Here is a 24,255-nt window from a genome sequence, read left to right on the forward strand (position 1 = left end):
GAGATCAACGGCACCACTCCGGCCGCTCGCCGCGTTCTCGCGCTCGCTCGGCCTCGCGGTTGCACCGCATCCTGCGGACTGTCTCCACATTGTCCCGCGCGGCTTCAGCATTGTTCCGCTGCTGCTCGGACGCGTTGAGCAACGCATCGTCGCGGCGGCGCTGCTGTTCAAGCATGCACCTCGTGAAATCCCTGCCGTGATCCGCCCCAAACCGTTCGCAAGTTCTACGGTCTTCTTGGTGGGCTTCGCGCCCCCAATCGATCGCGGATGCGCTGCCCGCGATGCCAGCAGTGGCCAGAATCGCGGCGAGCGTCATCAATGCGGATCGATACAAGCTGATAGGATTTTTTCTGATCATTTCCTTGCACTCCTTTCGGTGCCGTCATCGGCGACACCGCTAGGAAAGCAGGCCAAGATTGCGGGAACCTGGGCTCGAGCAAAAAACGTCAGCGCGAAGCAAACTCGGCACGCACGATCGTGCCGCCGCCAGGTGCGCTTGAGATCGAAACCCGTCCGTCGTGCCTTTCAATGATCTGCTGCACCAAGTTGAGGCCGAGTCCGCTCCCGGTCGAACGCGGTCGCAAGCGATGGAACGGTTCGAATACGCGTTCACGCTCCTCTGGTGGCATGCCCGGACCGTCGTCCTCCACCTCGAAGCCTGCTTCCAGCACGCGCAGAACGACATGATGCCCGCCATGCTCGATTGCATTCTGGATGAGATTCGTCATCACCCGCTCGATCGCACCCGTATCACCGCGAAGCGACGGTTTTCCTTCGATCTGCAACTCGATCGAGCGCTCCGATGCAATCAGTAGCGGCGCCAGATCCGCGGCGACACGCCGGGCGAGCGCTTCGAGATCGATGCTTTCGTCGCTCCAGTCGGCGTCCAACCGCTGAATATCGAGCATCTGCTCGGCCAGGTTGCTTAGCCGTGCCACATCGCCACTCAGCTTGCGTGTGGCCGGCTCGACTGCGGTGTCCACTTTCAAGCGCAGGATGGCGATGGGCGTGCGCAGCTCGTGCGCGGCGGAGGCGATGAAGCGCCGCTGCCGCTCATAGCCCTCGTCAAGCCTGCGCAGGGCATCGTTCACGGCTCGCACCAACGGCGCGATTTCGGTCGGTACATGCTCCTCGCTCAGCCGCCGCCCACGCCGGTTCGCGTCGATCTGCTCGGCCTCCTGAGCGATCTTGGATACACCGGCGAGCGCTTGCCGAACGATCCATGGCGTCACCAGCAGCGAGATCAGTGCCAGTGCGAGGAAGATTGGGATGACGATAAAATTGGACGCAAGAAGAACGACGAGACTGACGTCGGTCAGCTTGCCATGTCCCAGAATCGTCAAGGTCCCGGCCGGGGCGACCTCTCGCCGGATCACCGCCGACAGGCGGTAAGGTGGAGACCGATCGCGCAGCTGCGCGTAGGATAGATCACGCAGCCGCCCGAGAAGCGATGCGTATTGCGACGGCACGCTGCCAAATGCGACGCTTCGGCCGGAATCGTCCTCGGCCACAAACCAGAGATCCGGAGATTTTTCGCGAAGCTCGGCCAGTTCCGGTGTCTCGCGCACCGAAAGACTCCCGTTCTGATCACGGACGATCGCGCGCGCGATCACCGGCGTAATCGCCTCGTCGGTGTAGAGGCCGCCGCTGTCCATGCGAAGCGCCAACGTCATGAAGAATGTGCAGGCGATCAGCAATGTCGCGAGCTGGAAGATCAGCGGTTTGACGATCAGCGGGCGTTTCAGCGAAGGCGAACCTTGCTTCATGACAGATCTTTCAACAGGTAGCCAACGCCCTTGATGGCGTGGATTTCGACCTGCGCACCCGCTTCGGCGAGCTTGCGGCGAAGACGCGAGATGTGGGAGTCCAGCGTGTTCGACTGCACCTCGTCGTCAAAACCATAGACTGCCTGCTCGAGAGACTCTCTCAGTACCGTTCTGCCGCGACGCTTCACGAGCGCGGTCAGAACGCGCAACTCTCGGCGGGTAAGATCAAGCCTGGCACCTCCGACGCTCGCCTCGTCGTTGGTCACGTCGAACACAAGCGCGCCGACATGGATTTCCTCGCTCCCCAACTCTGCGGGACGCCGCCGTACCGCGCGGATGCGGGCAAACATCTCGTCTATATCGAACGGCTTGATGAGATAGTCGTCAGCGCCTCGGTCCAGGCCAGCAATACGGTCGATCACTTCGCCGCGCGCGCTCAGCACAATGACCGGAAGCCCAGGGTGTGTTTCACGCAATATCGGCAAGAGCGACAGCCCATCCCCATCCGGCAGAGTGCGATCGAGCAGCACCAGATCATAAGATCCCGACATGGCCGCTTCCTGCGCCATCGATAGGCGGTCCGCCTGATCGACAATGAAGCGCTCTCGCTCGAGCGCAATTCGCAGCGCGTTTGCGAATTCCGTCTCGTCCTCAACAATCAAAACTCTCACGATTGCACCTCGGATCGACATGTCGTGCCGGACGACACCTTGGGTAGGTGCGCCCTCGATATCGCACGGCTGGCATGACGCGCACGTACATACCGTCTCGAGCCGCGACCTTGCACATCGTGCTCCGCGGCTTCAGAGCCTCGATCGCGGCATCCGGCTGCATTTGCGCGTCGCCTCCAAAAGTACCGGGATACGATTTTGGAGTGAGTCTTGGCGGGAAATGACCTTCCTCAGATACTCATGTCGAAAGATACCGCCAAGCGCTCATCGCTCCAGACGGTACTTCCGATTTTGCGGCTGATCAATATGGGCGAGGTCCATCGCGCATGCCGGATACGCCCGGATCGGCGAAAATCACTCCCACTCGATCGTCGCCGGCGGCTTGCCGGAGATGTCGTAGACCACGCGCGAGACGCCGCGCAGTTCGTTGATGATGCGGTTGCTCACCGTGCCCAGGAAGTCGTACGGCAGGTGCGCCCAGTGTGCGGTCATGAAGTCGATGGTCTCCACCGCGCGCAGCGCGATCACCCATTCGTAGGCGCGCGCGTCGCCGACCACGCCCACCGACTTGACCGGCAGGAACACCGCGAACGCCTGGCTGGTCTTGTCGTATAGGTCGGCCTTGCGCAGCTCTTCGATGAAGATCGCATCGGCCTTGGCCAGCAGTTCGGCGTACTCGCGCTTCACTTCGCCGAGGATGCGTACACCCAGGCCGGGGCCGGGGAACGGATGGCGGTAGACCATCGTGCGCGGCAGGCCGAGTTCCACGCCCAGGCGCCGCACTTCGTCCTTGAACAGCTCGCGCAACGGCTCGACCAGGCCCAGCTTCATGTGCTCAGGCAGGCCGCCGACGTTGTGGTGACTCTTGATCACGTGCGCCTTGCCGGTCTTGCTGCCGGCCGACTCGATCACGTCCGGATAGATCGTGCCCTGCGCCAGCCACTTGGCATTGGCCAGCTTGTTCGACTCCTCGTCGAAGATTTCCACGAACAGGTTGCCGATGATCTTGCGCTTGGCTTCCGGGTCGCTGACGCCGGCCAATGCGTCGAAATAGCGGTCGGCGGCGTTGACCCGGATCACCTTGACGCCCATGTGTTCGGCGAACATCGCCATCACCTGGTCGCCTTCCTGCCAGCGCAGCAGGCCGGTATCGACGAACACGCAGGTCAGCTTGTCGCCGATCGCCTTGTGCAGCAGCGCGGCGACCACCGACGAATCGACGCCGCCGGACAGGCCCAGGATCACTTCGTCCTCGCCGACCTGGGCGCGCACGCGCGCGATCTGGTCGTCGATGATGTTGGCCGCGGTCCACAGGGTCTCGCAGCCGCAGACGTCGACCACGAAGCGGCGCAGCAGGGTCTGGCCCTGCAGCGTGTGGGTGACTTCCGGGTGGAACTGCACGCCGTACCAACGCTTGGCCTCGTTGGCCATCGCCGCGACCGGGATGCGATCGGTCACCGCGGTGATGGTGAAGCCCGGCGGCACCTGGGAGACGTGGTCGCCGTGGCTCATCCACACGTTCAGGCGCGCGGCGCCGGGATGGTCGCTGAGGCCGGAGAACAGCGCGTCGGGCGCGACCACGTCCACTTCCGCATGGCCGAACTCGCGCTGGTCGGCCGCCTCGGTGGCGCCGCCCAGCTGCGCGGCCAGGGTCTGCATGCCGTAGCAGATGCCGAACACCGGCAGGCCGCTGTCGAACACTTCCTGCGGCGCGACCGGCGCACCCGGCAGCGTGGTCGATTCGGGGCCGCCGGACAGGATGATGCCCTTGGCGCCGAAGCCGGCGATCTGCGCCGGATCGTGGTCCCAGGCCCAGATCTCGCAGTAGACCCCCAGTTCGCGAATGCGCCGCGCGATCAGCTGGGTGTACTGCGCGCCGAAATCGAGGATCAGGATCTTGTCGTTATGCAGGTCGGACATGGTTACTCGCAGTGCGAAGGCGGCGCGCCCGGCGCCACTCCAGAAACAGGGAAAGCAGCGGCGCGAAAAGCGCCCCCGGCCACAACAGATTGGTGCCCATGACGAGAAACAGCACATGGACGGCGATCGCCAGCGTCGTGGCGATCGCGATGCGCGTGGCCGCTCGCTGGAAGCGGGCGGCTGCGCCGATCCCCAGCACCGCCGGGGACAGCGCGACCAACAGATACGTCGAGCCGAAGAATGTCGCGCCGTACAGCCCCGGCGACACCGCGTACACCCCGATCGCCAATGCGGTCAGAAGCGCGATCAACGCAAGATAGGCCAGCGCCGCCCTGAACACGGCAGATCAGCCCATCCGATAGTTCGGCGGTTCCTTGGTGATCTGCACGTCGTGGACGTGGCTCTCGCGCTGGCCGGCACCGGTGATGGTGACGAACTTCGGCTTGGTGCGCATTTCCTCGATCGTCGCGCAGCCCACGTAGCCCATCGTGGCGCGCAGGCCGCCGACCAGCTGGTGGATGATGCCGCTGAGCGGGCCGCGGTACGGCACGCGGCCTTCGATGCCTTCCGGCACCAGCTTGTCGGCGTCGGAGGCGTCCTGGAAGTAACGGTCCTTGCTGCCCTTCTCCATCGCGCCCAGGCTGCCCATGCCGCGGTAGCTCTTGTAGCTGCGACCCTGGAACAGTTCGACCTCGCCCGGGGCTTCCTCGGTGCCGGCGAACAGGCCGCCGACCATCACCGTGGAGGCGCCGGCGACCAGCGCCTTGCCGATGTCGCCCGAGTAGCGGATGCCGCCGTCGGCGATCAGCGGAATGCGGTCCTGCAACGCCTCGGCGACCATGTCCACCGCGGTGATCTGCGGCACGCCGACGCCGGCGACCACGCGCGTGGTGCAGATCGAGCCCGGGCCCACGCCGACCTTGACCGCGTCGGCGCCGGCGTCCATCAGCGCCAGCGCGGCATCGCCGGTGACGATGTTGCCGCCGATCACCTGCAACTGCGGGTAGGTCTTCTTGACCCAGGCCACGCGGTCGATGACGCCCTGCGAGTGGCCGTGCGCGGTATCGACGATGACCACGTCCACGCCCGCCGCGGCGAGCAGCTCGATGCGCTGCTCGGTATCGCCGCCGACGCCGACCGCCGCGCCGACCAGCAGGCGCGTGGATGCGTCCTTTGCCGCGTTCGGGTTGTCGGTCTTCTTCTGGATGTCCTTGACCGTGATCAGGCCGCGCAGCTCGAAGCCGTCGTTGACCACCAGGATCTTCTCGATGCGGTGGCGGTGCAGCAGCTGCAGCACTTCCTCGTCGCTGGCGCCTTCGCGCACGGTGACCAGGCGATCCTTCTTGGTCATGATGTGGCGGACCGGATCGTCGAGCTTCTTCTCGAAGCGCATGTCGCGGCTGGTGACGATGCCGACCAGCTCGCTGCCGTCGACCACCGGCACGCCGGAGATGTTGCGCGCGCGGGTCAGTTTCAGCACTTCGCCGATGGTCGTTTCCGGACCGACCGTGAACGGCTCGGTGATCACCCCGGATTCGAACTTCTTGACCTTGGCCACTTCGGCGGCCTGCTGCACCGGGGTCAGGTTCTTGTGGATGATGCCGATGCCGCCGAGCTGGGCCATGGCCACCGCGAGGCGGTGTTCGGTCACCGTGTCCATCGCCGCCGACAGGATCGGCAATTTCAGGCGCAGGTCGCGGGTCAGCCGGGTTTCCAGGCTGACGTCCTTCGGCAGGACGATCGAATGGGCGGGGACGAGCGAAACGTCGTCGTAGGTAAGAGCTTCAGCCTGGATGCGCAGCATCGGCGGACCCGAATGTGGGGAAGCGCGGCATTTTAACCGGAAATGGGGGGCTGAGGCTATGGGAGAAGAAGCCGGGACCGGGGACTCGGGACCGGGGACTCGGAGAACGTCCATCGGCAAAGCCACGCAATATCGGCAGCCAGACGCTTCCGCCTGGCTGTTGAGCTTTTATCGAGTCCCGAGTCCCGAGTCCCGAGTCCCGGCTGCATCAGCCGCTTCGATCGTGTTCTGCATCAGCGTGGCCACCGTCATCGGCCCGACTCCGCCCGGCACCGGGGTGATCCAGCTGGCGCGCTGCGCGGCCGCGTCGAAGCCGACGTCGCCGACCAGGCGGCCGTCGTCGAGGCGGTTGATGCCGACGTCGATCACCACCGCGCCGGGCTTGACCCACTCGCCGGGGATCAGGCCGGGACGGCCCACCGCCACCACCAGGATGTCGGCGTCGCGCACCCGCGCCTGCAGCACGTCGGGCGGGGTGAACTTGTGGCAGCAGCTGACAGTGCAACCGGCGATCAGCAGTTCCAGCGCCATCGGCCGGCCGACGTGGTTGCTGACTCCGACGATGGTGGCGTTGCGCCCGCGCACCGGCTGGTCGGTGTGCCCGAGCAGAGTGACGATGCCGCGCGGCGTGCACGGGCGCAGGCCGAATTCGCGCAGCGCCAGGTGGCCGACGTTCTCCGGGTGGAAGCCGTCCACGTCCTTGCGCGGGTCGATGCGGTGGATCAGCCGGCTGGCGTCGGGAATGCCCGGCAGCGGCAGCTGCACCAGGATGCCGTGGACCTTGGGGTCGGCGTTGAGGCGGTCGATCAGCGCCAGCAGCTCGGCTTCGCCGGTACCTGCCGGCAGGTCGTAGTCGAACGCCTCGATGCCGACCTTTTCCGCCGCGCGGCGTTTGTTGCGCACGTACACCGTGGACGCCGGATCGCCGCCGACCAGCACCACCGCCAGGCCCGGCCGCGGCTGCCCGGCCGCCAGCCGCACATCGACCCGGGCCTTGAGCTGGTCGAGCAGGCCGTCGGCGATGCGCCGCCCGTCGAGGATGCGGGCTGGAGCGGAGGAGACGGGCGCGGAGTCGGTCATCAGGGCGAGCGGGTGTAGAGTCTGGGGGACCCCATTGTCCCTGATTCCGCCATGACCGACACCACCCGCATCGAGGCCGCCGCGTTCCGGCGGCTGCTGCAGCACCTCAACCAGGAGCGCAGCGACGTGCAGAACATCGACCTGATGATCCTGGCCGGCTTCTGCCGCAACTGCCTGGCCGACTGGTACCGCGAGGCCGCGGCCGCCGAAGGCGAGACCCTGAGCAAGGAACAGGCGCGCGAACGCGTCTACGGCATGCCCTTCGCCGACTGGAAGGCGCAGTTCCAGGCCGAGGCCACCCCGGAGCAACTGGCGGCCTTCGCCGACGCGCAGCGCCGGCACGGATAGATGCTGCGCAATCTGGGCATCGTGGCGGCCATCGCGATCGTCGCCTACCTGGTGGTCTGCGCCCTGCTCTACCTCGGCCAGCGCGAACTGCTGTATTTCCCGCAGGCGACCCGGGTGCCTGCGGCGCAGACCGATTTCACCCTGCAGCGCAGCCCCGCCCTGTCGTTGCGCGGCTGGCGGGTCAACCCCGGCCGCGACAAGGTGTTGCTGTACTTCGGCGGCAACGCCGAAGACCTGCGCCATGCCCGCGCGCAGCTGGCGCCGCTGCTGCCCGACTACAGCGTGTACCTGCTGGCCTATCGCGGCTACGGCGCCAGCGACGGCACGCCGAACGAAGACGCCCTGATCAGCGACGCCCTGGCGCTGTACGACCACGTGCGCGCCGCCCGGCCGCAAGCCGAGATCGCCGTGCTCGGGCGCAGCCTGGGCAGCGGCGTCGCCAGCCAGCTGGCGGCGCGGCGGCCGCTGGCGCGGCTGGTGCTGGTCACTCCGTTCGACAGCCTGGCCTCGGCCGCGCAAGCGCACTACCCGTGGGCGCCGGTGCGCTGGCTGCTGCGCGACCGCTACGACTCGGCACGCGCGCTGCGCGGCTACCGCGGCCCCTTGCTGGTATTGCGCGCCGGACGCGATCAGGTGGTGCCGGCATCGAGCACGCAGCGCATGCTCGATGCGTTGCCGCAGCCGCCCGAGTTGGTCTCCCTGCCCCGCGCAGGACACGACGACATCAGCGCCGACCCGCGCTATGCGCAGGCGTTGCGGGCATTTTTGCGCTAAAGGTGCGTTTCCCGGGCTACCAAGTTTTCCTTTGGCCGCAACGACGCGTCGCCGGCGAGGCCTGCGGACGACGCGGCAACGGACCGGCGTCTGGCCCTATCGGTCTTGCAGAGGATCCCTGCGCCGCTGCGCGCGTGCCTCGCTCGTGTGGGCCGGCAGCGGACGCGCCCACGGAACGAGCACGCGCAGCCAATGCGGGCGCCAGGCCAGGGTGAAGGCGACGAGCAGCGACGCGCCGGTCAGCGCCATCACCCAGACCAGGGCCGCCATGGAGGCGTGATCGACCGCCAGGCACAGCCCCAGCGCGACGACGAGGCCGGATGCGCCCATCCAGCGCAACACGCGCGCCGCCCGCAGCGACGCAACGCCGCCCAGGACCTGCTGCGCGTGCGCCTGCATCGACAGCGCCAGCCAGCCCATGCCGGCGACGCTGGAGAGCAAGGCCGCCGCCAGCAGGCAAGCCGAAGAGAGGGCGTCAGGCACGTGCAGGCTCCTCGGCCAACGAACGCGGCTGCGCGACGCGCGCGCGCCGTCCCAGCCTGCGTGCGGCCACGAACGCCAGCGCGGCGCTGGACAGCAGGAACAGGTCGATGCCGGCGACCGGCCAGTAGCCGGCCGCGAGCGTGCGCACGAGGTGGTCGCCGGTGGTGATCCAGTTCAACGCCACCGCGGCCAACGCACCGGCGGCGATCGCCCAGCACTGTTCGCGCCAGGCGGGATTGGGCAGTCCCTGCGCGACCGCCGCGCTGCGCCAGGTCGCGTGCAGCAGCGCCAGCATCCAGGTCGCCCAGAACGCCCAGCGCTCCCAATCGCCGCGCGCAGGCAGGTCTTCCGGCAGCAGGCGGTTGGCCAGCAGAATTCCCAGCGTCGCCAACACCATGCCGGTCACCGTGGTCACCGCCAGCGCATCGACGATGCGCGCGCCCTGGCTGCCCTGCTTGGCATGCTGGCGCTTGCGTTTCTCGACGAAGAACACGAAGCCGGTCGCGATGCACACCGCGCCGGCCAGCCCACCCAGCACGTAGAACCAGCGCAGCAGCCAATGGCGGAAGTGCTGCAGGTGCAGCCCGGTGAGGAACTCGCTGACGCGTCCGACCGGCGTGGTCGGCGGGTCCTCCCTGATCAGCGCGCCGGTCGAGGCCTTGAAGTGCACGCCGTCGCCGACCAGCGCGATGCGGTCGGTGCCGGCGCGGTACACGCTGACGTAGCCGTTGGCGTCGCCCACGTGCTGCAGCACCAGGAACCCGACCTCGCCGGCCTTGCCCTTGGCCTGCCAGCGGCGCTGGGCTTCGGCGACCATCGCATCCACCGGCGCCAGGCCCGCGGGCACGCCGGCACGGTCGTGCGGCAGCCCGGTCTCGCGCGCTTCCACCTGCTCGTGCAGGTCGTGCAACTCATGCAGTTGGGTATGGCCGACCGGGAAGTAGTAGCTGCTGGCGAAGATCACCAGCCCGGTGAAGGCGAAGAAGAAGTGGAACGGCAGCGCCACCACGCCGGTGAGGTTGTGCAGGTCGAGCACGCTGCGCAGCCGCGCCTTGCCCGGACGGAAGGTGAAGAACTCGCGGAACAGCTTGCGGTGCATCACCACCCCGCTGACCAGCGCGACCAGCATCATCAGCGCCGAGAACCCGACGATCCAGATGCCCAGGTTCTTCCAGTCCAGCGTCAGGCTGTAGTGCATCGGGTAGAAGAACTCGCTGCCGAGCTTGAGGCGGTCGTTGGGCAGCGCGCGGCCATTGCGCGGGTCGATGGTGCTGTAGGCCCAGATGGCGTCTTCCGGGTCCTTGGCATTGGGCACGTCGTAGCCGGCGTACAGCGCCAGCACCGGGTCGCGGTGGGTGGTGTAGGCGCTCCAGCTGACCACGGTGTCGAAGCGCTCGGGCATGGCGCCGTTCACGCGCGGGCGCATCGCGTCGATGGCCTCGGGCGTCGGCCGCATCCGCTCGAACGCCGGGCGCAGCACGCGCTCGAACGAGGGCATGGGCTGCGGCTCGATACGCGTGGCCGGGATCGCCCAGCGGTCGATCTCGCGGTCGAACACCGACAGCGCGCCGAAGAAGAACGCGGCCATGAGCACGAAGCCCAGGACCAGGCCGAACCAGGTGTGCAGCCAGGCCATGGATTGACGGAAGCTCTGGAACACGACTATCTCCGTTTCAAGGTCGGCACATTACGCCAGCAACGATTGCACGTACGACGCGCCGGCGGCCATCAGCGCACCGGCGCCCAGCAGCACCGCCCAGACCCGCGCCAGGCGTCGCGCCGCGATCGCCCACAGGAACGCCACCAGATAGGCGAGCAGTCCGGCGATGGCGCCCAGGAACTCGGCATCGTGGAACTCCATGTCGGCCGCGAACAGCAAGGCGGTGACTGCGGCGACCGTTCCCCACGCGAAGGCGTAGCCGCCGAGCACCGCCGCGGCGATGCGCGAGGCCAGGCGCAGGCGCGGGGCGGCGAAGGGAGCGGAGCTTGCGGCGGTGCGGGACATGGCGTCGGCGATGGTCTGTGCGTGGGTCGGAGCGGGGTCAGAACCGCCAGTTCAGGCTGAGCGTGTAGTTGCGCGGCGCGCCGTAGTAGCCGCTGTAGCGCAAGGTGTTGATGTACTTCTCGTCGGCGAGGTTGTTGGCGTTGAGGCGCACCGTCGCGTTGGGCAGGAAATCCCAGGCGACGAAGCCGTTGAACACCGCATAGCTGCCCTGGCGCACGGTGAAGCCGCTGCTCTCCACGTTGGAGATGTCGCTCTGCCAGCGTCCGCCGATCCCGAAGGATAGCGCGGTGTAGCTGGGCAGGCGCGCGCTGAGCATCAGGTTGGCGGTGCGCCGCGGCACCCACCGGTAGGTGTCGTCGCCGTCCTGGCCGGTCAGCTTCAGCGCGGTGTAGCCGAACACCACGTCGAGGTCGTCGGTGAGCTTACCGGTCGCCTCCAGTTCCACGCCCTTGGACTCGACATCGACGCCGGTGTAGTAGAACTGGCCGAGCGCGTTGTAGCCGGCGCCGGTGGCCAGCCCGTTCTGCTCGGCCTTGAACACGGCCAGCGTGGTCAGCAGGCGCTGGTCCAGCCAGTCGGCCTTGATGCCGACTTCGTAGTTCGAACCCTTGGTCGGATCCAGGTAGCGGCCGTTCTCGTCGGACTGGCTCTGCGGCTGATAGATGTCCGAATAGCTGGCATAGCCGAGCACGTGTTCGTTGAAGTCGAACGTCAGCCCCGCGTACGGGCTGGTCTTGCTCTCGGTCTGGTCGAAGACCACGCCGTAGTTGACGCCGTCGCGGTGGTATTGGGCATAGTTGACGCCGACCACGGCCTTGAGCCGGTCGCTCAGCGTCAGCCGGGTCGCACCGTAGGCGCGCTTGAGCCGCTCGTCCAGGGTGCTGTACACGGAACTGTCGCCCCACACCGGCTCGGCAATGGCGTCGCCGGGCCATGGGAAGCTGGGCATGGCGAGATAGCCGCAAGGCGCGGCGCCGCACATCGCCTGGGCGTATTCGCGATTGGTGTTCTCGCTCCTGGACCAGCTCACCCCCAGCATCACTTCCTGATCGCGGCCGAACATCTGGAAATGGCCGTTGAGCGTGGCCGCGCCCAGGTCGGCGGTCAGCTCGTCCTTGCCGCCCCATGGGTAGCCGTACAAGCCCAGGTTGGTGCCCGGCTGCAGGCCGGTGCCGGCCAGGTCGGTGGCGTAGAACAGCTTGTCGTCGTTGCGGATGTCGCGGCGGTTGTAGGACAGCTTCAGCAGCCAGTCCGGGCCGAACTGGTGCATGTATTCGACGAACGCGGTCTGAGTGGTGGTGTCCCAGTAGGTCCAGTCCTGCGTGGTCGAGGCGCTGCGACTCCATTCGGCCTGGGTGCCATCGCTGTACATGAAGCCCAGCGCGCCCCACATGTTGCCGTCGGTCTGCGCGTCCTGCCAGGAGTAGCCGAACGTCAACGTGCCGTTCTCGCCGATCTGCCCGTCGACCACGCCATAGAAGAAATCGCGCTGGTCGTCCTTGCCGCGCAGGTAGGAACCGCCTTCCTCGTGGGCGGCCACCACACGGCCGGCCCAGGTGCCGTCGGCGGTGAACGGGGTCGAATAGTCCAGCTCTTCGCGCGTGGTGCCCCACGAGCCATAGCTGACGCCGACCGTCCCGCGCGGGTCGTTGGTCGGGCGCTTGCGCACGTAGTTGATCGTGCCGGCGGCGTTGCCCACGCCGGTCAACAGGCCGTTGGCGCCGCGGATCACTTCCAGCTTCTCGTAGCCGAAGGTGTCCACCGCGCCGGTGACGATGCCCCAGCCGTTGGGCAGGCCGACGCCGTCGATCTGGGTGTTGGCGATATCGAAGCCGCGCGCGGTGAAGGTGGTGCGGTTCGTCTCCCATTCCTCGACCTGGATGCCGGTGCTCAGGCGCAGCGCCTCGTTGAGGCTGTCGGTGCCGAACTGCTCCATCTGCGCGGCGCTGACCACGCTGATCGACTGCGGCGTGTCCTTGATGTCCAGGTCCAGGTTGGTCGCGCCGTTGCTGACCCGGCTGGCCCGCTGGGAGACCACCATCACCGCGTCCAGGTCGGTTGCGGCGGCGTCGGCGCTGCCGCCCTGCGCGCCGGCCGCGGCGTCCTGCGGCGCGGCGAGCACGGCGCCCGACAGGCACGCCAGGCCCAGGCCGATCGCGATGGCCAGGTGGCCGCGCATGAAGGACGACGGATTCTTGTACGTCGCGGATTGCAGCCGACTGGAATTCTTTGAGCGCATTGGCCTGTCTGGGGGCTAAGGAGTAAAGCGGTGAGCGCGGCTTCGCACCGGACAGGCGGGCTTTCAGGAAGCGACGCGTGGTCGGTGCGGATGCGTGGAGCGCCCGATGAGTGCAATTAAGAATGATTCGCATTTTATAGACAGGTTCAGCAGCCGTCAATCGCTGTTCCAATCGACGCGCCGTGGTGCGTGGGCCAAGCGGGCACTCAGGCTGGCGCAATGGCGAACCGTCAGGAGCCGCCTGTGCTTTTGGAACCTCTCCGCAACACTCAAGAAATGGCTCCGGCTTCATCTCCACCGACGGCAGGCCGGGCGCGGCGGGCTCTGTTCGGCCCGGCCCCTAATAGGCCTCTTTATAGGCCTCTTTCCGGATGCATCCTTGAACGTCGGCCACTCGCCGAGGAATGGAGCGCAGCGTCCCGTTGCCGGGCAGCGCCCTGCCCTAGTCGTCCCGCCCCGACGGCGCGTCTTCCGGCACCGCTTCCGGATTGAGCGTGCGGCTCTCGCGCCGCGGCGGGGTGAACGGCGTCGGCTTGGGCACGGTCGGGACGGCGTTGCCGTACATCAGGCCGCTGCCGGCGCGCACGTCGCCGGCGGCGATCTCCAGCTCCAGGCGCTCGGCGTCGCGGCGGCGGATCTCGCGGGCGATGCCCGCGGCCTCGTCCTCGGCCATGCCCAGCTCGATCAGCGCGGCCTGGCCGAATTCCACCGCCGACTCGAAAGTCTCGCGAATCTGGTAGTCCACGCCGGCGGCGATCAGTTTCAGCGCGTGCTCGCGGTCGTACGATCGCACCAGCAGCTTGGCGTGCGGGAACTCCTGCGTGGCCAGTTCGACGATGCGGTTGGCCGCCTCGCGATTGTCGATGCACACCGCGATCGCGCGCACGCTGTGCGCGCCGGAGGCATGCAGCACGTCCAGGCGGGTACCGTCGCCGTAATAGATCTTGAAGCCGAACTCGGCCGCGCTCTGGATCATCTCGATGTCGTTGTCGATGATGGTCACGTCCACGTCGCGCGCCAGCAGCGACTGGCTGGCGACCTGGCCGAAGCGGCCGAAGCCGATGATCAGCACGCTGCCGGTGAGCCCGTCGGCCGCTTCCACGCCGTCCAGCGACGGCGCCTCCACCGGCGCCCAGCGCCGGTACAGCAGCACGAACAGCGGGGTCAACGCCATCGACAGCACCACGATCGCGGTCAGGTTGGCATTGACCCGCGCATCGATGACCCCGGCCGCGCCGGCCGCGGCGAACAGCACGAACGCGAACTCGCCGCCCTGCGCCATCAGCACGCCGCGGTCCAGCGCCTGCGCGTTGCCGCTGCCGGTGACGCGCGCCACCAGATAGATGCAGGCGGCCTTGGCGGCCATGAACGCGAGCACGCCGCTGAGGATCAGCGGCCAGTTCTGCGCGACCACGGCGAGGTTCAAGGCCATGCCCACGCCGAGGAAGAACAGCCCCAGCAGGATGCCGCGGAACGGCTCGATGTCGGCCTCGATCTGGTGGCGGAAGGTGGACTCGGACAGCAACACCCCGGCCAGGAACGCGCCCATCGCCATCGACAGCCCGCCGAGCTGCATCAGCAGCGCCGCGCCCAGCACCACCAGCAGCGCCGCGGCGGTCATCACTTCGCGCGCCTTGGCCGCGGCCAGCAGCCGGAACAGCGGGTTCAGCAGCCAGCGTCCGGCCACCAGCAGGCCGACGATCGCCGCGGCGCCCACGCCGATGCCGACCCAGCGCGACGGCGCGTCCGGCATCGCCGGCAGCGGCGCCATCCACGCCACCACCGCCAGCAGCGGCACGATCAGCAAGTCCTCGAACAGCAGGATCGCGACGATCTTCTGCCCGGCCGGCAGCGCGATGTCGCCGCGCTCGCCGAGCAATTGCATCACCACCGCGGTGGAGGTGAGCACGAACCCGGACGCGGCGATGAAGGCCACCGGCAACGGCATTCCCAGGCCCAGCCCGACCCCGGTCAGCACCGCGGCGCAGACCGCGATCTGCAGCGTGCCCAGGCCGAAGATCTGCTTGCGCAGGCTCCACAGATGCGACGGCCGCATCTCCAGCCCGATCACGAACAGGAACATCACCACGCCCAGTTCGGCCACATGCAGGATCGCCTGCGGATCGGCGAACCAGCCCAGGCCGAACGGCCCGATCGCCAGGCCCGCGGCAAGATAGCCGAGCACCGAGCCCAGGCCCAGGCGACGGAACACCGGCACCGCCACCACCGCGGCGCCGAGCAGCGCCACCACCTTGATCAATTCACTGCTGTCGACTGCATTGGTCATGCGCCGATTCTACGCACAAGGCCGGGACGGCCCCAGCCCATGCGCCGGCGCGCGACATGGTGGCGTGGTGGTCGCGACGGGAGTCGCTTCGTGTTTCATGGAGGCAGGCCCGCGTCGGCTGTTGCTGTTCCCTTCTCCCAGCGGGACCATGGCCCCCTTTTTGGGGGAAGGTGCCCCGCAGGGGCGGATGAGTGTACGGGCGCAGCCTCGTGTACCTAAACCACGAGACGCTTCGCGCCGTACCCTCACCCCAACCCCTCTCCCGAGAGGAGAGGGGCTTTTGCTTCGTGACATTTGCGCGCAACTGACTGCAACTGTGGGCAGCGCAGGCGGCTCCGCGTCCGGCTCAGGTTTCCGCGCCGCAGAATTGCGCGTAGTCGATGTAGCCGGGGAAGGCCCGTCCCGGCGCGCACAGCGGGCACTGCGGGTCGGCGGCCAGGCGGGTTTCGCGGAAACGCATCGCCAGTGCGTCGAAATACAGCAGGCGTCCGCGCAAGGGCTCGCCGATGTCCAGCAGCAGCTTCAGCACCTCGTTGGCCTGCAGCAGGCCGACGATGCCGGGCAGCACGCCGAGCACGCCGGCCTCGGCGCAACTGGGCGCGAACTCCGGCGGCGGCGGCTCCGGAAACAGGCAGCGGTAGCATGGCGCCTGGCCTCGCCGGCGGCCGGCGTCGAACACGCTGACCTGGCCCTCGAAACGCTGCACCGCGCCGTACACCAGCGGCTTGCCCAGCTTCACGCAGGCATCGTTGAGCAGGTAGCGCGCGGGGAAATTGTCCGAGCCGTCGAGCACCACGTCCACGTCCTGCAGCAGGCGTTCGACATTGGCCGCGGTCACCCGTTCGCGCACCGCCTCGACCGTCACGCCCGGATTCAACGCGCCCAGCGCCGCGACGGCCGAGGCCACCTTGGGCTGCCCGATCCGCGCCTCCGTGTGCAGGATCTGCCGTTGCAGGTTGCTGCGGTCGACCACGTCGTCGTCGGCGATGCGCAGCTGGCCGACTCCGGCCGCGGCCAGGTAGAAGCCCGCCGGCGAGCCCAGCCCGCCGGCGCCGACCAGCAGCACGCGTGCCGCCTGCAGCCGCCGCTGGCCCTCGATGCCGACCTCGGGCAGGCGCAGGTGGCGCGAATAGCGCTCTAAGAAATCCTGCTGCTCCGGCGCCAGCGCCGGCCGCTGCAGCGGCAAGCCGTCGCGCTGCCAGCGCGTGGTGCCGCCCAGCACCGAAGCGATTCTCGAATACCCGGCCCGCTGCAGGAACAGCGCCGCCTCGTGCGAACGCTTGCCGCTCTGGCAGATCAGGATCACCTCGGCATCGGCCGCGCCCAGATGCGTGGCCGGGTCGTCCTGCAGTTGCGCGCGGGCCACGCCGAGCGCGTCCTCGGCCATGCCGGATGCGCGCTCGTGTTCCTCGCGCACGTCGATCAGCCGCGCGCCCTGGACGATGCGCGCGCGGGCCTGCTGCGGGGTCAGTTCGTTGATGCTCATGCGCCCATTATCGGCACAAACCGGCGGCGCGTCGTTCGCGCCAGGACGTCCGGGAGCGCATCGTGCGTGGGCCGATGGGCGGAAGCCGCCTCGCCCTTCCCTGCTCCGCCTCACCCAAGCGCTGCATGGCGCATCTCGATCGCCTCGAGGTACCCAGGCCGCAGCACAGCGGCCGGGGCCGGTCGGCGCAACGCCTGCTCACGCGCGCGACCCGCCGTGCGCCTTTCGGCGGCCCACGGGCCCACGGCGGAACGAATACGCGAACACCTCGACCACTTCGCCGACATCGACGGCGCGGCCCATCTCGATCGCACCAGAGCGGCAGACCGCCAATCGGTCGGCTTGGCTAGCGCGACGCTGCGCAGCCCGCGCTCGTCCTGACACGCTCACCTGCCGGCGACCGCGCACGCGGCTCAGTACGCGAACACCTCGACCACTTCGCCGGCCTCGAACTGGCGCGCGCCCTCGTCCAGGCGCAGCAGCACGTCGCTGTCGGCGGCGCCGCGCAGGCGATGCGAACCGTCGGCCGGGTTCGGCTCCACCCACAGTTGGCCGTGCGCGTCGCAGCGCATGCGTCCGCGCAGGAATTCCAGGCGGTCGTGGCGCTTGTTCCAGCCCGAGGCCAGCCGCGCGCGCCATTGCGGCCGCGGCTCGGCGCGCTGTTGCAGCGCGTCCAGCAACGGCCGCCCGATCGCCAGGAAGGTGGCCAGCACCGACACCGGATTGCCGGGCAGGCCCAGGAACAGCGCACGGTCCAGCTCGCCGAACAGCAGCGGCATGCCCGGGCGCATCCGCACCTTCCAGAAATGGATGCGGCCGCGCTCGGCCAGCAGCCGCGGCAGGTAGTCTTTTTCGCCGGCGGACACGCCGCCGCAGGTCAGCACCACGTCGAACGCCGAGGCGGCATCGCTCAGCATGCGTTCGATCCGCTGCGGATCGTCCGGCAGCGTCGGCCACGCGGTCGGCTCCAGGCCGAGCAGGCGCAGCTGCGCCATCAGCATGTCGCGGTTGCTGTTGTAGATCTGCCCGGGCTTGAGCGGCATGCCCGGCTCGACCAGCTCGTCGCCGGTGGCGAACACCGCCACCGTCGGCCGCGCCGACACCGCCAGCTGCGCCACGCCGAGCGCGGCGGCCAGGCCGATCCGCGACGGCGTCAGCGCCACGCCGGCCTCGAGCACCCGCTCGCCGGCGCGCACGTCTTCGCCGCGCACGCGCACGTGCGCGCCGGCGACCAGCGCGGCACGCACCTGCACCTGGCCGTCGCGCTCGATCACGTTCTCCTTGATCACCACCGTATCGGCACCGGCCGGCAGCGGCGCACCGGTGGTGATGCGCAGGCATTCGCCGGCGCCGATCGCCTGCCGCAGGTCCTCGCCGGCGAATTGCTCGCCGGCCAGGCGCAGCAGGCTCGGCGCATCCGGGTCCAGGTCGGCGTGACGCAGCGCGAAACCGTCCATCGCGCTGTTGGCGAACGGCGGCAGGTCGATCGGCGCGTCCAGCGGCGCAAGCAGGATGCGGCCGTCGGCGCGCGGCAGCGCCAGGCGTTCGGACGGCAACGGGCGCGACTGGGCGACGGCGGCGACGATGGCCAGCGCCTCGGAATAGGCGATGCGGGTGGGATAGTCGTTCATGGCGCCGGCAGGATACCTGCTGCGTGCAGATCCTGCGGCGTGTTGAGGTTGCCGAGCCTCACCCCGGGCAGGCGTACGCGAACCATTGCCAACTGCTGCTGCAGGATGCTCGGTGCGTAACGCGCCGTCGCCAGCGCCCTCGCCAGCGCGGGACGCAACGCGTCGAGGCGATACAGCGCCACCAGCGGCTGCACGCCGTCGTCGTCCTCGGCATAGGCGCCGGCACCGGGGCCGCTGGCGGCGATCAGCTTGGCCAGCAATGCCGGCGGCAGCCGGCACAGGTCCACCGGCAGGGTCAGCAGCCAGGGTGTCGCGCAGACTGCGGCCAAGGCATCCAGGCCCGCGATCGGCCCCAGCGAACGTTCGGCGCCCGCGGGCGCGACGAGCCGATCGGGCACCGCGCGCAATCCGGCGGCGGCATAGCGCGGCAGCATGCGGTTGGCGCTGACCAGCACCGCCGCCACCGACGGCGCCAGCGCCTGCGCCAGGCCCAGTACCAGCGGTTGCCCGTCGCGTTGCAGCCAGGCCTTGTCGCGGCCGCCCAGGCGTTGCGCGCGGCCGCCGGCCAGGATCCCCAGCGTGACCTCGCGCCGCGCGTCCATCGGCGCTACTTGCCGCGGACGTGCTTCATCAGGCGCCGCTTCTTGGCGACCTGGCGCTCGGTCAGCACGTTCTTCTTGCCTTCGTATGGATTGGCGCCTTCGCGGAACATGAAGCGCACCGGCGTGCCGACCAGTTTGAAGCGCTTGCGGAAGAAGTTTTCCAGGTAGCGCTTGTACGACTCCGGCAACACCTTCAGGCGGGTGCCGTGGACGATGAAGGTCGGCGGATTGCTGCCGCCCGGATGCACGTAGCGCAGCTTGGAGACATGGCCGCGGATGCTCGGCGGCGGATTGGTCTCGTACGCCACTTCCAGCGCCTGGTTGACTTCGCTGGTGCTGAACACACGGGTCGCCGAGGCATGCGCATTGTGGATCGAGCGGAACAGCTCGCGCAGGCCGGAGCCATGCTTGGCCGAGATCCGCACCGCTTCGGCCCAGGGCACGAAGCCGAGCTTGCGCGACAGCAAGGCTTCGGCCTGCTCGCGCTGGTAGTCGGTGAGCCCGTCCCACTTGTTGACGGCAACCACCAGGGCGCGGCCGGCGTCCAGGATCGCGCCGAGCACGCTGGCGTCCTGGTCGGTAACGCCTTCGGTGGCGTCGAGCAGCAGCACCGCGACCTCGCATTGCTCGATCGCCTGCAGCGTCTTGAACACGCTGAACTTCTCCACCGCCTCCTCGACCCGGCCGCGGCGGCGCAGGCCGGCGGTGTCGATCAGCCGGTACAGGCGGTCGTCGCGCTGCAGGTCGACCGCGATCGAGTCGCGGGTGGTGCCCGGCACTTCGGAGGCGATCATCCGCTCCTCGCCGAGCAGCCGGTTGACCAGCGTCGACTTGCCGACGTTGGGACGGCCGACGAAAGCGATGCGCATGCGCGCCGGATCGGTGTCCAGCGTCGCGCCGGCGCCCTCTTCCGGCAAGCGCGACAGCACTTCCTCGAGCAGGTCGTCGATGCCGTGGCGGTGCGCGGCGGAGACCGCGATCGCCTCGCCCAGGCCATAGCGCGCGAACTCGGCGCGGACCTGGTCCTCGTCGGTACCGTCGATCTTGTTGATCAGCAACAGCGTCGGCCGCGCCAGCTTGCGCAGCCAGGCCAGGATCTCGTCGTCGAGCGAGGACGAACCCTCGCGTCCGTCGACCACGAACAGCACCAGATCCGCCTCACCGGCGGCAGAGCGTGCCTGGTCCGCAGTGGCGCCGGCCAGGCCTTCTTCCTCGCCGGAGATGCCGCCGGTGTCGACGATCACGAACGGGGTTTCCGGCTCCAGCCGGCAGACCCCGTAGTTGCGATCGCGGGTGACGCCGGGCTGGTCATGGACCAGCGCGTCGCGGCTGCGCGTGAGCGCGTTGAATAGCGTGGACTTGCCGACATTCGGCCGTCCAACCAGGGCGACCAGCGGCAGCATCGCGAATTCCCTTCCTTTATTGACCCAACCGGAACGCGGTCAGGTCGCCTTTCGTGTTCTGGACCAGCAGGATGCCATCGGCTACCACCGGCTGCGCTACCAGCGCCTTGCGTCCCACTCGCTCGCGTGCGGCGATCTCGCCGTTGTCGAGCTTCAACCAATGCAGATAACCCTTGTAGTCGCCGACCACGGCGTAGTCGCCCTGGATCGCCACGCCGGTCAACGAGCGCCGCGCCAGCGCCGGCTGCGACCAGGTCGCCGAGCCGGAGGCCTTGTCCAGCGCCCACACCGAACCGGCGTTGTCGGCTACCACCACGCTGCTGGAACTGACGCCGACACCGCCGGCGCTGCCATGGTCGCGGGTCCACAACGGACGCCCGCTCGGGCCTTCCAGCGCCACGGTCTGGTTCTTGAAGCTGGCCGCGTACAGCGTGGTGCCGTCCAGCACCGGCGCGCCGTCCACGTCGGACATGCGCTCCAGCTCGGTACGGCCTTCCGGCACGCCGACGGTCTGCTCCCACAGCACGCGCCCGTCCTGCATCGCCAGCGCCGCCAGCGTGCCGTCGTCGTTGCCGACGAACAGCACACCCGGGCCGGACACCACCGGCGCGTTGCCGCGCACGGTCAGGGTCGGCAGTTCCTGCGTGTGGAACCAGCGCTGCTGCCCGGTGCCCGCGTCGAACGCGGTGACGTGGCCGTCGTTGCTGCGCACGAACACCATGTTCTGCGAGACCACCGGCGCGGCGATCACTTCGTTGGGGACCTTGGCGCGCCACTTCTCGGTGCCGCTGGCGGCGTCGAGCGCGACCACTTCGCCATTCAGGCCGCCCACCACCACCAGCCCCTCGCCCACGCCAGGACCGCCGGCGAAGCGCGGCAGCGGACGGTTCTTCTCCAGCCGCTTGCGTTCCTTGGCCTGCTGCTTCTCGTTGCGCAGGCGCTGCTTGTAGGCGGCGCGCTCGTCCTTGGTCAGGCCCTTGCTGGACTCGCCCTCGACCTGGCTCTCCGGCTGCTCCTGGACCTGCGACAGCCGCTCCTTGCGCGCCTTCTTGGCGTCGTATTCCCACAGCGTCTTGCCGGTCTGCAGGTCCAGCGCGTAGACCGAACCGGAGGTCGCGGCCAAGTACACCTTGCCGTCGGCCACCGCCGGATGCTGGCGCACGCCGATGCGCTGCTCGCCCTTGCCGGCATCGGTGGACCACAGCTTGGCAACCTTCACCGACGGCTTGAAATCGACCAGCTCGGCCGGCTCGGCGGCCTTCTTGGCGGCCGCATCCTTGCCCGCGAACCAGCCCTTGACCGTGCTGCAGCCGGACAGCGCCAGACCCAGCAGGGCGACCGTCGCGATGCGCTTGAACATGACTACCTTCATCAGATCGGCTCCGCAGGATTCGGCACGGTGCCGCCCGCATCCATCAATTTCGTTTCCAGCAGTCGCCGTTGCGGCGCCGCCACGTCCAGGGTGGTCAACGACTTGGCGTACGCCTCGCGTGCCGCATCGCGCTTGCCCTGCGCGATCAGCGCATCGCCGCGGATCTCCAGGCTCTGGTTGTCGTCGGCCGAGGCCAGCAGCTTCAGCGCTTCGTCGCTCTTGCCGGTCTGGATCAGCAACCGCGCCACGCGCTGGTCGACCAGCAGCTTCAGCTCGCCCTCGGTCTTGAGCCCGCGCAGCGTCGCCAGGGCCTGGTCGTACTTGCCGGCGTCGGCATGCGCCTTGGCCAGGCGCAACGCGGCCAGTTCGGCGTAGATGTTGGCCGGACCCTGCTGCAGCGCGGCCATGTCCTTGCCCGCCTTGTCCAGCTGGTTAGCCTGGATGCTCTTGAGCACGGCGTCGTAGCGGGCATTGGCCTGCGCCAGGTCGCTGGAATGCTGCTTGGTCCACCACTGCCAGCCAATGATCGCGCCGATGCCCAGGGCAATGCCGCCGATCAGGCCGGCGCCGTTTTTCCTGAGCCAAGTGCGGACGCGTTCGCTTTGTTCGTGCTCGTCGAGCAGGTCGTCGATCGCCATGCGTACTCTCGCCCCGCCGCAACGACGGGACATGGAATGTTGAGATTGAGGAACCGCGCCGCCGTCACTCGGACGCTGGCACCACGGAACCGTCAGAGGATACCGCAAAGCGGGCCACGTTCGCGCGCTTGTACGGGGTCAGATCCACGGTACTACCGGATTGCTGAACCTGGACCGCCGACGCATTGCCGAGCACGATACGGCTCACCTGGCCCGGCGCGTAGTCGCGCTTCTCGCCCGCTTTCAACAAGGCTTTTTCCAGCGGCGTGCCGTCGGCGGCAATGATCTGCACCCAGCTGTCGCCCTGGAACGACAGGCTCAGGCCGGGCTTCTGCGCCGTGCCGGACGCGCGTTCGGTTTCGCTGGAGACGCGCGGCAGCGGGGTCAACGAGGCGATGTACGGCGCGGCGCTGGGCGCGGCGCGGTCGACCGGCGCGGCGGCCGCGGCGTGGTTGCCTGTGCCGGACGGCGCAGGCTGTGCAGCGTCGCCCGGAGCGGTCGGCACCACGTCCAGCGAAGCGGTATTCGGGCCGTCCTCGGCGAAATGGGTGCGGGTCGCATACCAGACCGGCACCGCCAGTCCGGCGGTGATCACCACGTACACCAGGCGCCGGGTGGCGCTCTCGAGCATGCGCCGCAACGGCGGCGTATGCGTATGGCTGATCAGCTCCACCGGCTGCACCGGCGCCAGGTGCGCACTCTCCAGCAGCGGCTCCAGATCCACCTTGAGCAGGCGCGCGTAGCTGCGCAACTGCCCGCGCACGAACACCGGCGCGCCGAGGCGCTGCCACTGCTCCTCTTCCAGCGCACGGATCACGTGCACCGGCATGCGCAAGCGGCTACCGACGTCGTCGATGCTCAGGCCCGCCGCTTCGCGCGCTTCGCGGAGGTGTTGCCCGCAACCTTTGGCGCCATCGAAAGCGTTCGGATTGGAATCACTGATCACAATGCACTAGCCCCGGGAGTCGTGGTCGCGGCGTCGGGAAACTCCTTGCGCAACCGCTGTTGGTAACGGCCGGCGGCAGCCCTGTCGCCCAGCCCTTGTTCAATCTGAATAGCAAGTTGTAACACGGATGCGGTGGCCGGCGCAGCCGACAAACGCCGTTCGGAGAACGCACGCGCCTGGAAAAAGCGCGCCTGCGCCGCTTCATCGCGCGCCATCGCTTCCAACGCGTACGCATTGCCCGGCTCCAGCGCCAGCGCCTTGCGCAGGTCGCGCGCGCCGCGTTCGCGCTGGCCGATCTGCAGCGCGCAACCGCCGGCATTGGCCAGGGCCGACGCCGGCGTGGCGTACCCCGGCGCCGCCAGGGCGCGGTCGAACCATTGCAGCGATTCGGCGACGGCGCCGTTGGCGCACAGCCAGGCGCCGTAGTTGTTCAAGGTCTCGCCGCGGTTCGGCGCCAGTTCGGCCGCCTTGCGGTAGTGCTCGCCGGCCGCGGCGGCATTGCCGCGGCGGTCGGCGACGACAGCCAGCAAGGTCTGCGCCTGCACCGACTCCGGCGCCAGCGCCAGCGCCTTGCGCGCATGCTCCTCGGCGCCGGCCAGATCACCGCCGTTGAGCCGGTTGCCGGCCAGGCCCAACTGCTCCTGCAGCGCATAGCGCGCCTTGACCGCACCGTCGTCGCGGAAATCGTAGTCCGGCGCCACCTGCTCGACGCTGCGCAGCTTGCCCGGCGTGCTGCTGCGCCCGGCACAAGCGGCCAGCGCCAGCAGCGCCAAGCTCAACCCGGCGATGGCCAGAGGATG

Annotated in this window: 22 protein-coding genes; 2 read left to right on the plus strand and 20 right to left on the minus strand. The window is 68.6% G+C overall.

Translation table 11 applies throughout. The annotated features are described in order from the left end of the window. Positions 1 to 4: 4 nt before the first annotated feature. The 7 genes from J2Y70_RS17890 to folD all read right to left on the minus strand — a co-directional run bounded on the left by J2Y70_RS17890 (position 5) and on the right by folD (position 7,241). On the minus strand, positions 5 to 358 hold the full coding sequence (locus tag J2Y70_RS17890; RefSeq protein ID WP_309920559.1) for a hypothetical protein: 354 nt from the start codon (positions 356 to 358) through the stop codon (positions 5 to 7). Between the two features lie 88 nt (positions 359 to 446). Continuing rightward, entirely contained in the window at positions 447 to 1,766 is a 1,320-nt protein-coding gene (locus J2Y70_RS17895; RefSeq protein WP_309920562.1) for a HAMP domain-containing sensor histidine kinase, read from the minus strand. After that, on the minus strand, positions 1,763 to 2,437 hold the full coding sequence (locus tag J2Y70_RS17900) for a response regulator transcription factor (protein WP_309920565.1): 675 nt from the start codon (positions 2,435 to 2,437) through the stop codon (positions 1,763 to 1,765). Before J2Y70_RS17900 ends, J2Y70_RS17895 begins: the two co-directional genes overlap by 4 nt. Before the next feature lie 354 nt (positions 2,438 to 2,791). Continuing rightward, positions 2,792 to 4,357, minus strand: coding sequence for a glutamine-hydrolyzing GMP synthase (gene guaA, locus J2Y70_RS17905; RefSeq protein ID WP_263394643.1), 1,566 nt, complete (start codon positions 4,355 to 4,357; stop codon positions 2,792 to 2,794). Beyond that, complete coding sequence (locus J2Y70_RS17910; RefSeq protein WP_263394644.1) at positions 4,341 to 4,697, minus strand: hypothetical protein; 357 nt, start codon at positions 4,695 to 4,697, stop codon at positions 4,341 to 4,343. Before J2Y70_RS17910 ends, guaA begins: the two co-directional genes overlap by 17 nt. 6 nt (positions 4,698 to 4,703) lie before the next feature. Then, positions 4,704 to 6,161 (minus strand): IMP dehydrogenase, encoded by a 1,458-nt coding sequence (guaB, locus tag J2Y70_RS17915; RefSeq protein ID WP_309920570.1) that lies wholly within the window; start codon positions 6,159 to 6,161, stop codon positions 4,704 to 4,706. 168 nt (positions 6,162 to 6,329) lie between these two features. Next, the gene (gene folD, locus J2Y70_RS17920; RefSeq protein WP_309920573.1) at positions 6,330 to 7,241 is read right to left on the minus strand and encodes a bifunctional methylenetetrahydrofolate dehydrogenase/methenyltetrahydrofolate cyclohydrolase FolD; all 912 of its coding nucleotides are present in this window, start codon (positions 7,239 to 7,241) and stop codon (positions 6,330 to 6,332) included. A gap of 51 nt (positions 7,242 to 7,292) precedes the next feature. Here folD and J2Y70_RS17925 point away from each other — a divergent pair, with 51 nt between their 5' ends. Both J2Y70_RS17925 and J2Y70_RS17930 read left to right on the plus strand, forming a co-directional pair. Beyond that, the gene (locus J2Y70_RS17925) at positions 7,293 to 7,589 is read left to right on the plus strand and encodes a DUF1244 domain-containing protein (protein WP_263394647.1); all 297 of its coding nucleotides are present in this window, start codon (positions 7,293 to 7,295) and stop codon (positions 7,587 to 7,589) included. Beyond that, positions 7,590 to 8,363, plus strand: coding sequence for an alpha/beta fold hydrolase (locus J2Y70_RS17930; protein WP_309920577.1), 774 nt, complete (start codon positions 7,590 to 7,592; stop codon positions 8,361 to 8,363). A 96-nt stretch (positions 8,364 to 8,459) separates the two neighbouring features. Here J2Y70_RS17930 and J2Y70_RS17935 read toward each other — a convergent pair whose 3' ends face one another. The 13 genes from J2Y70_RS17935 to J2Y70_RS17995 form a co-directional block, all read right to left on the minus strand. Continuing rightward, positions 8,460 to 8,846: a DUF3325 domain-containing protein gene (locus J2Y70_RS17935; RefSeq protein WP_309920579.1), complete on the minus strand. Its 387-nt coding sequence runs from the start codon at positions 8,844 to 8,846 to the stop codon at positions 8,460 to 8,462. Further along, positions 8,839 to 10,506 carry a PepSY-associated TM helix domain-containing protein gene (locus tag J2Y70_RS17940; RefSeq protein WP_309920582.1) on the minus strand — a complete coding sequence of 556 codons (1,668 nt, stop codon included), beginning with the start codon at positions 10,504 to 10,506 and terminating at the stop codon, positions 8,839 to 8,841. The genes J2Y70_RS17935 and J2Y70_RS17940 overlap by 8 nt, the downstream gene beginning before the upstream one ends. A 27-nt stretch (positions 10,507 to 10,533) precedes the next feature. Beyond that, complete coding sequence (locus J2Y70_RS17945) at positions 10,534 to 10,851, minus strand: iron uptake protein (protein ID WP_263394651.1); 318 nt, start codon at positions 10,849 to 10,851, stop codon at positions 10,534 to 10,536. A gap of 37 nt (positions 10,852 to 10,888) precedes the next feature. After that, positions 10,889 to 13,030, minus strand: coding sequence for a TonB-dependent siderophore receptor (locus tag J2Y70_RS17950; RefSeq protein ID WP_309920585.1), 2,142 nt, complete (start codon positions 13,028 to 13,030; stop codon positions 10,889 to 10,891). Positions 13,031 to 13,532: 502 nt separating this feature from the next. Next, positions 13,533 to 15,377, minus strand: coding sequence for a monovalent cation:proton antiporter-2 (CPA2) family protein (locus J2Y70_RS17955; protein WP_309920588.1), 1,845 nt, complete (start codon positions 15,375 to 15,377; stop codon positions 13,533 to 13,535). 346 nt (positions 15,378 to 15,723) lie between these two features. Next, complete coding sequence (moeB, locus tag J2Y70_RS17960; protein ID WP_309920591.1) at positions 15,724 to 16,863, minus strand: molybdopterin-synthase adenylyltransferase MoeB; 1,140 nt, start codon at positions 16,861 to 16,863, stop codon at positions 15,724 to 15,726. A 413-nt stretch (positions 16,864 to 17,276) separates the two neighbouring features. Beyond that, positions 17,277 to 18,494 (minus strand): gephyrin-like molybdotransferase Glp, encoded by a 1,218-nt coding sequence (gene glp, locus J2Y70_RS17965; protein WP_309920594.1) that lies wholly within the window; start codon positions 18,492 to 18,494, stop codon positions 17,277 to 17,279. Then, entirely contained in the window at positions 18,491 to 19,096 is a 606-nt protein-coding gene (locus J2Y70_RS17970; RefSeq protein ID WP_309920598.1) for an NTP transferase domain-containing protein, read from the minus strand. Before J2Y70_RS17970 ends, glp begins: the two co-directional genes overlap by 4 nt. A 5-nt stretch (positions 19,097 to 19,101) precedes the next feature. Then, positions 19,102 to 20,499, minus strand: coding sequence for a ribosome biogenesis GTPase Der (gene der, locus J2Y70_RS17975; RefSeq protein WP_263394657.1), 1,398 nt, complete (start codon positions 20,497 to 20,499; stop codon positions 19,102 to 19,104). Positions 20,500 to 20,515: 16 nt separating this feature from the next. Further along, on the minus strand, positions 20,516 to 21,874 hold the full coding sequence (bamB, locus tag J2Y70_RS17980; protein WP_309920786.1) for an outer membrane protein assembly factor BamB: 1,359 nt from the start codon (positions 21,872 to 21,874) through the stop codon (positions 20,516 to 20,518). Continuing rightward, on the minus strand, positions 21,871 to 22,509 hold the full coding sequence (locus J2Y70_RS17985) for a tetratricopeptide repeat protein (protein ID WP_309920602.1): 639 nt from the start codon (positions 22,507 to 22,509) through the stop codon (positions 21,871 to 21,873). Before J2Y70_RS17985 ends, bamB begins: the two co-directional genes overlap by 4 nt. Positions 22,510 to 22,573: 64 nt before the next feature. Beyond that, positions 22,574 to 23,455 carry a RodZ domain-containing protein gene (locus tag J2Y70_RS17990; protein WP_309920605.1) on the minus strand — a complete coding sequence of 294 codons (882 nt, stop codon included), beginning with the start codon at positions 23,453 to 23,455 and terminating at the stop codon, positions 22,574 to 22,576. Then, complete coding sequence (locus J2Y70_RS17995; protein ID WP_309920789.1) at positions 23,452 to 24,243, minus strand: type IV pilus biogenesis/stability protein PilW; 792 nt, start codon at positions 24,241 to 24,243, stop codon at positions 23,452 to 23,454. The genes J2Y70_RS17990 and J2Y70_RS17995 overlap by 4 nt, the downstream gene beginning before the upstream one ends. Positions 24,244 to 24,255 lie beyond the last annotated feature (12 nt).

This window comes from Xanthomonas sp. 1678, from assembly GCF_031455575.1.
Taxonomy (GTDB): domain Bacteria; phylum Pseudomonadota; class Gammaproteobacteria; order Xanthomonadales; family Xanthomonadaceae; genus Xanthomonas_A.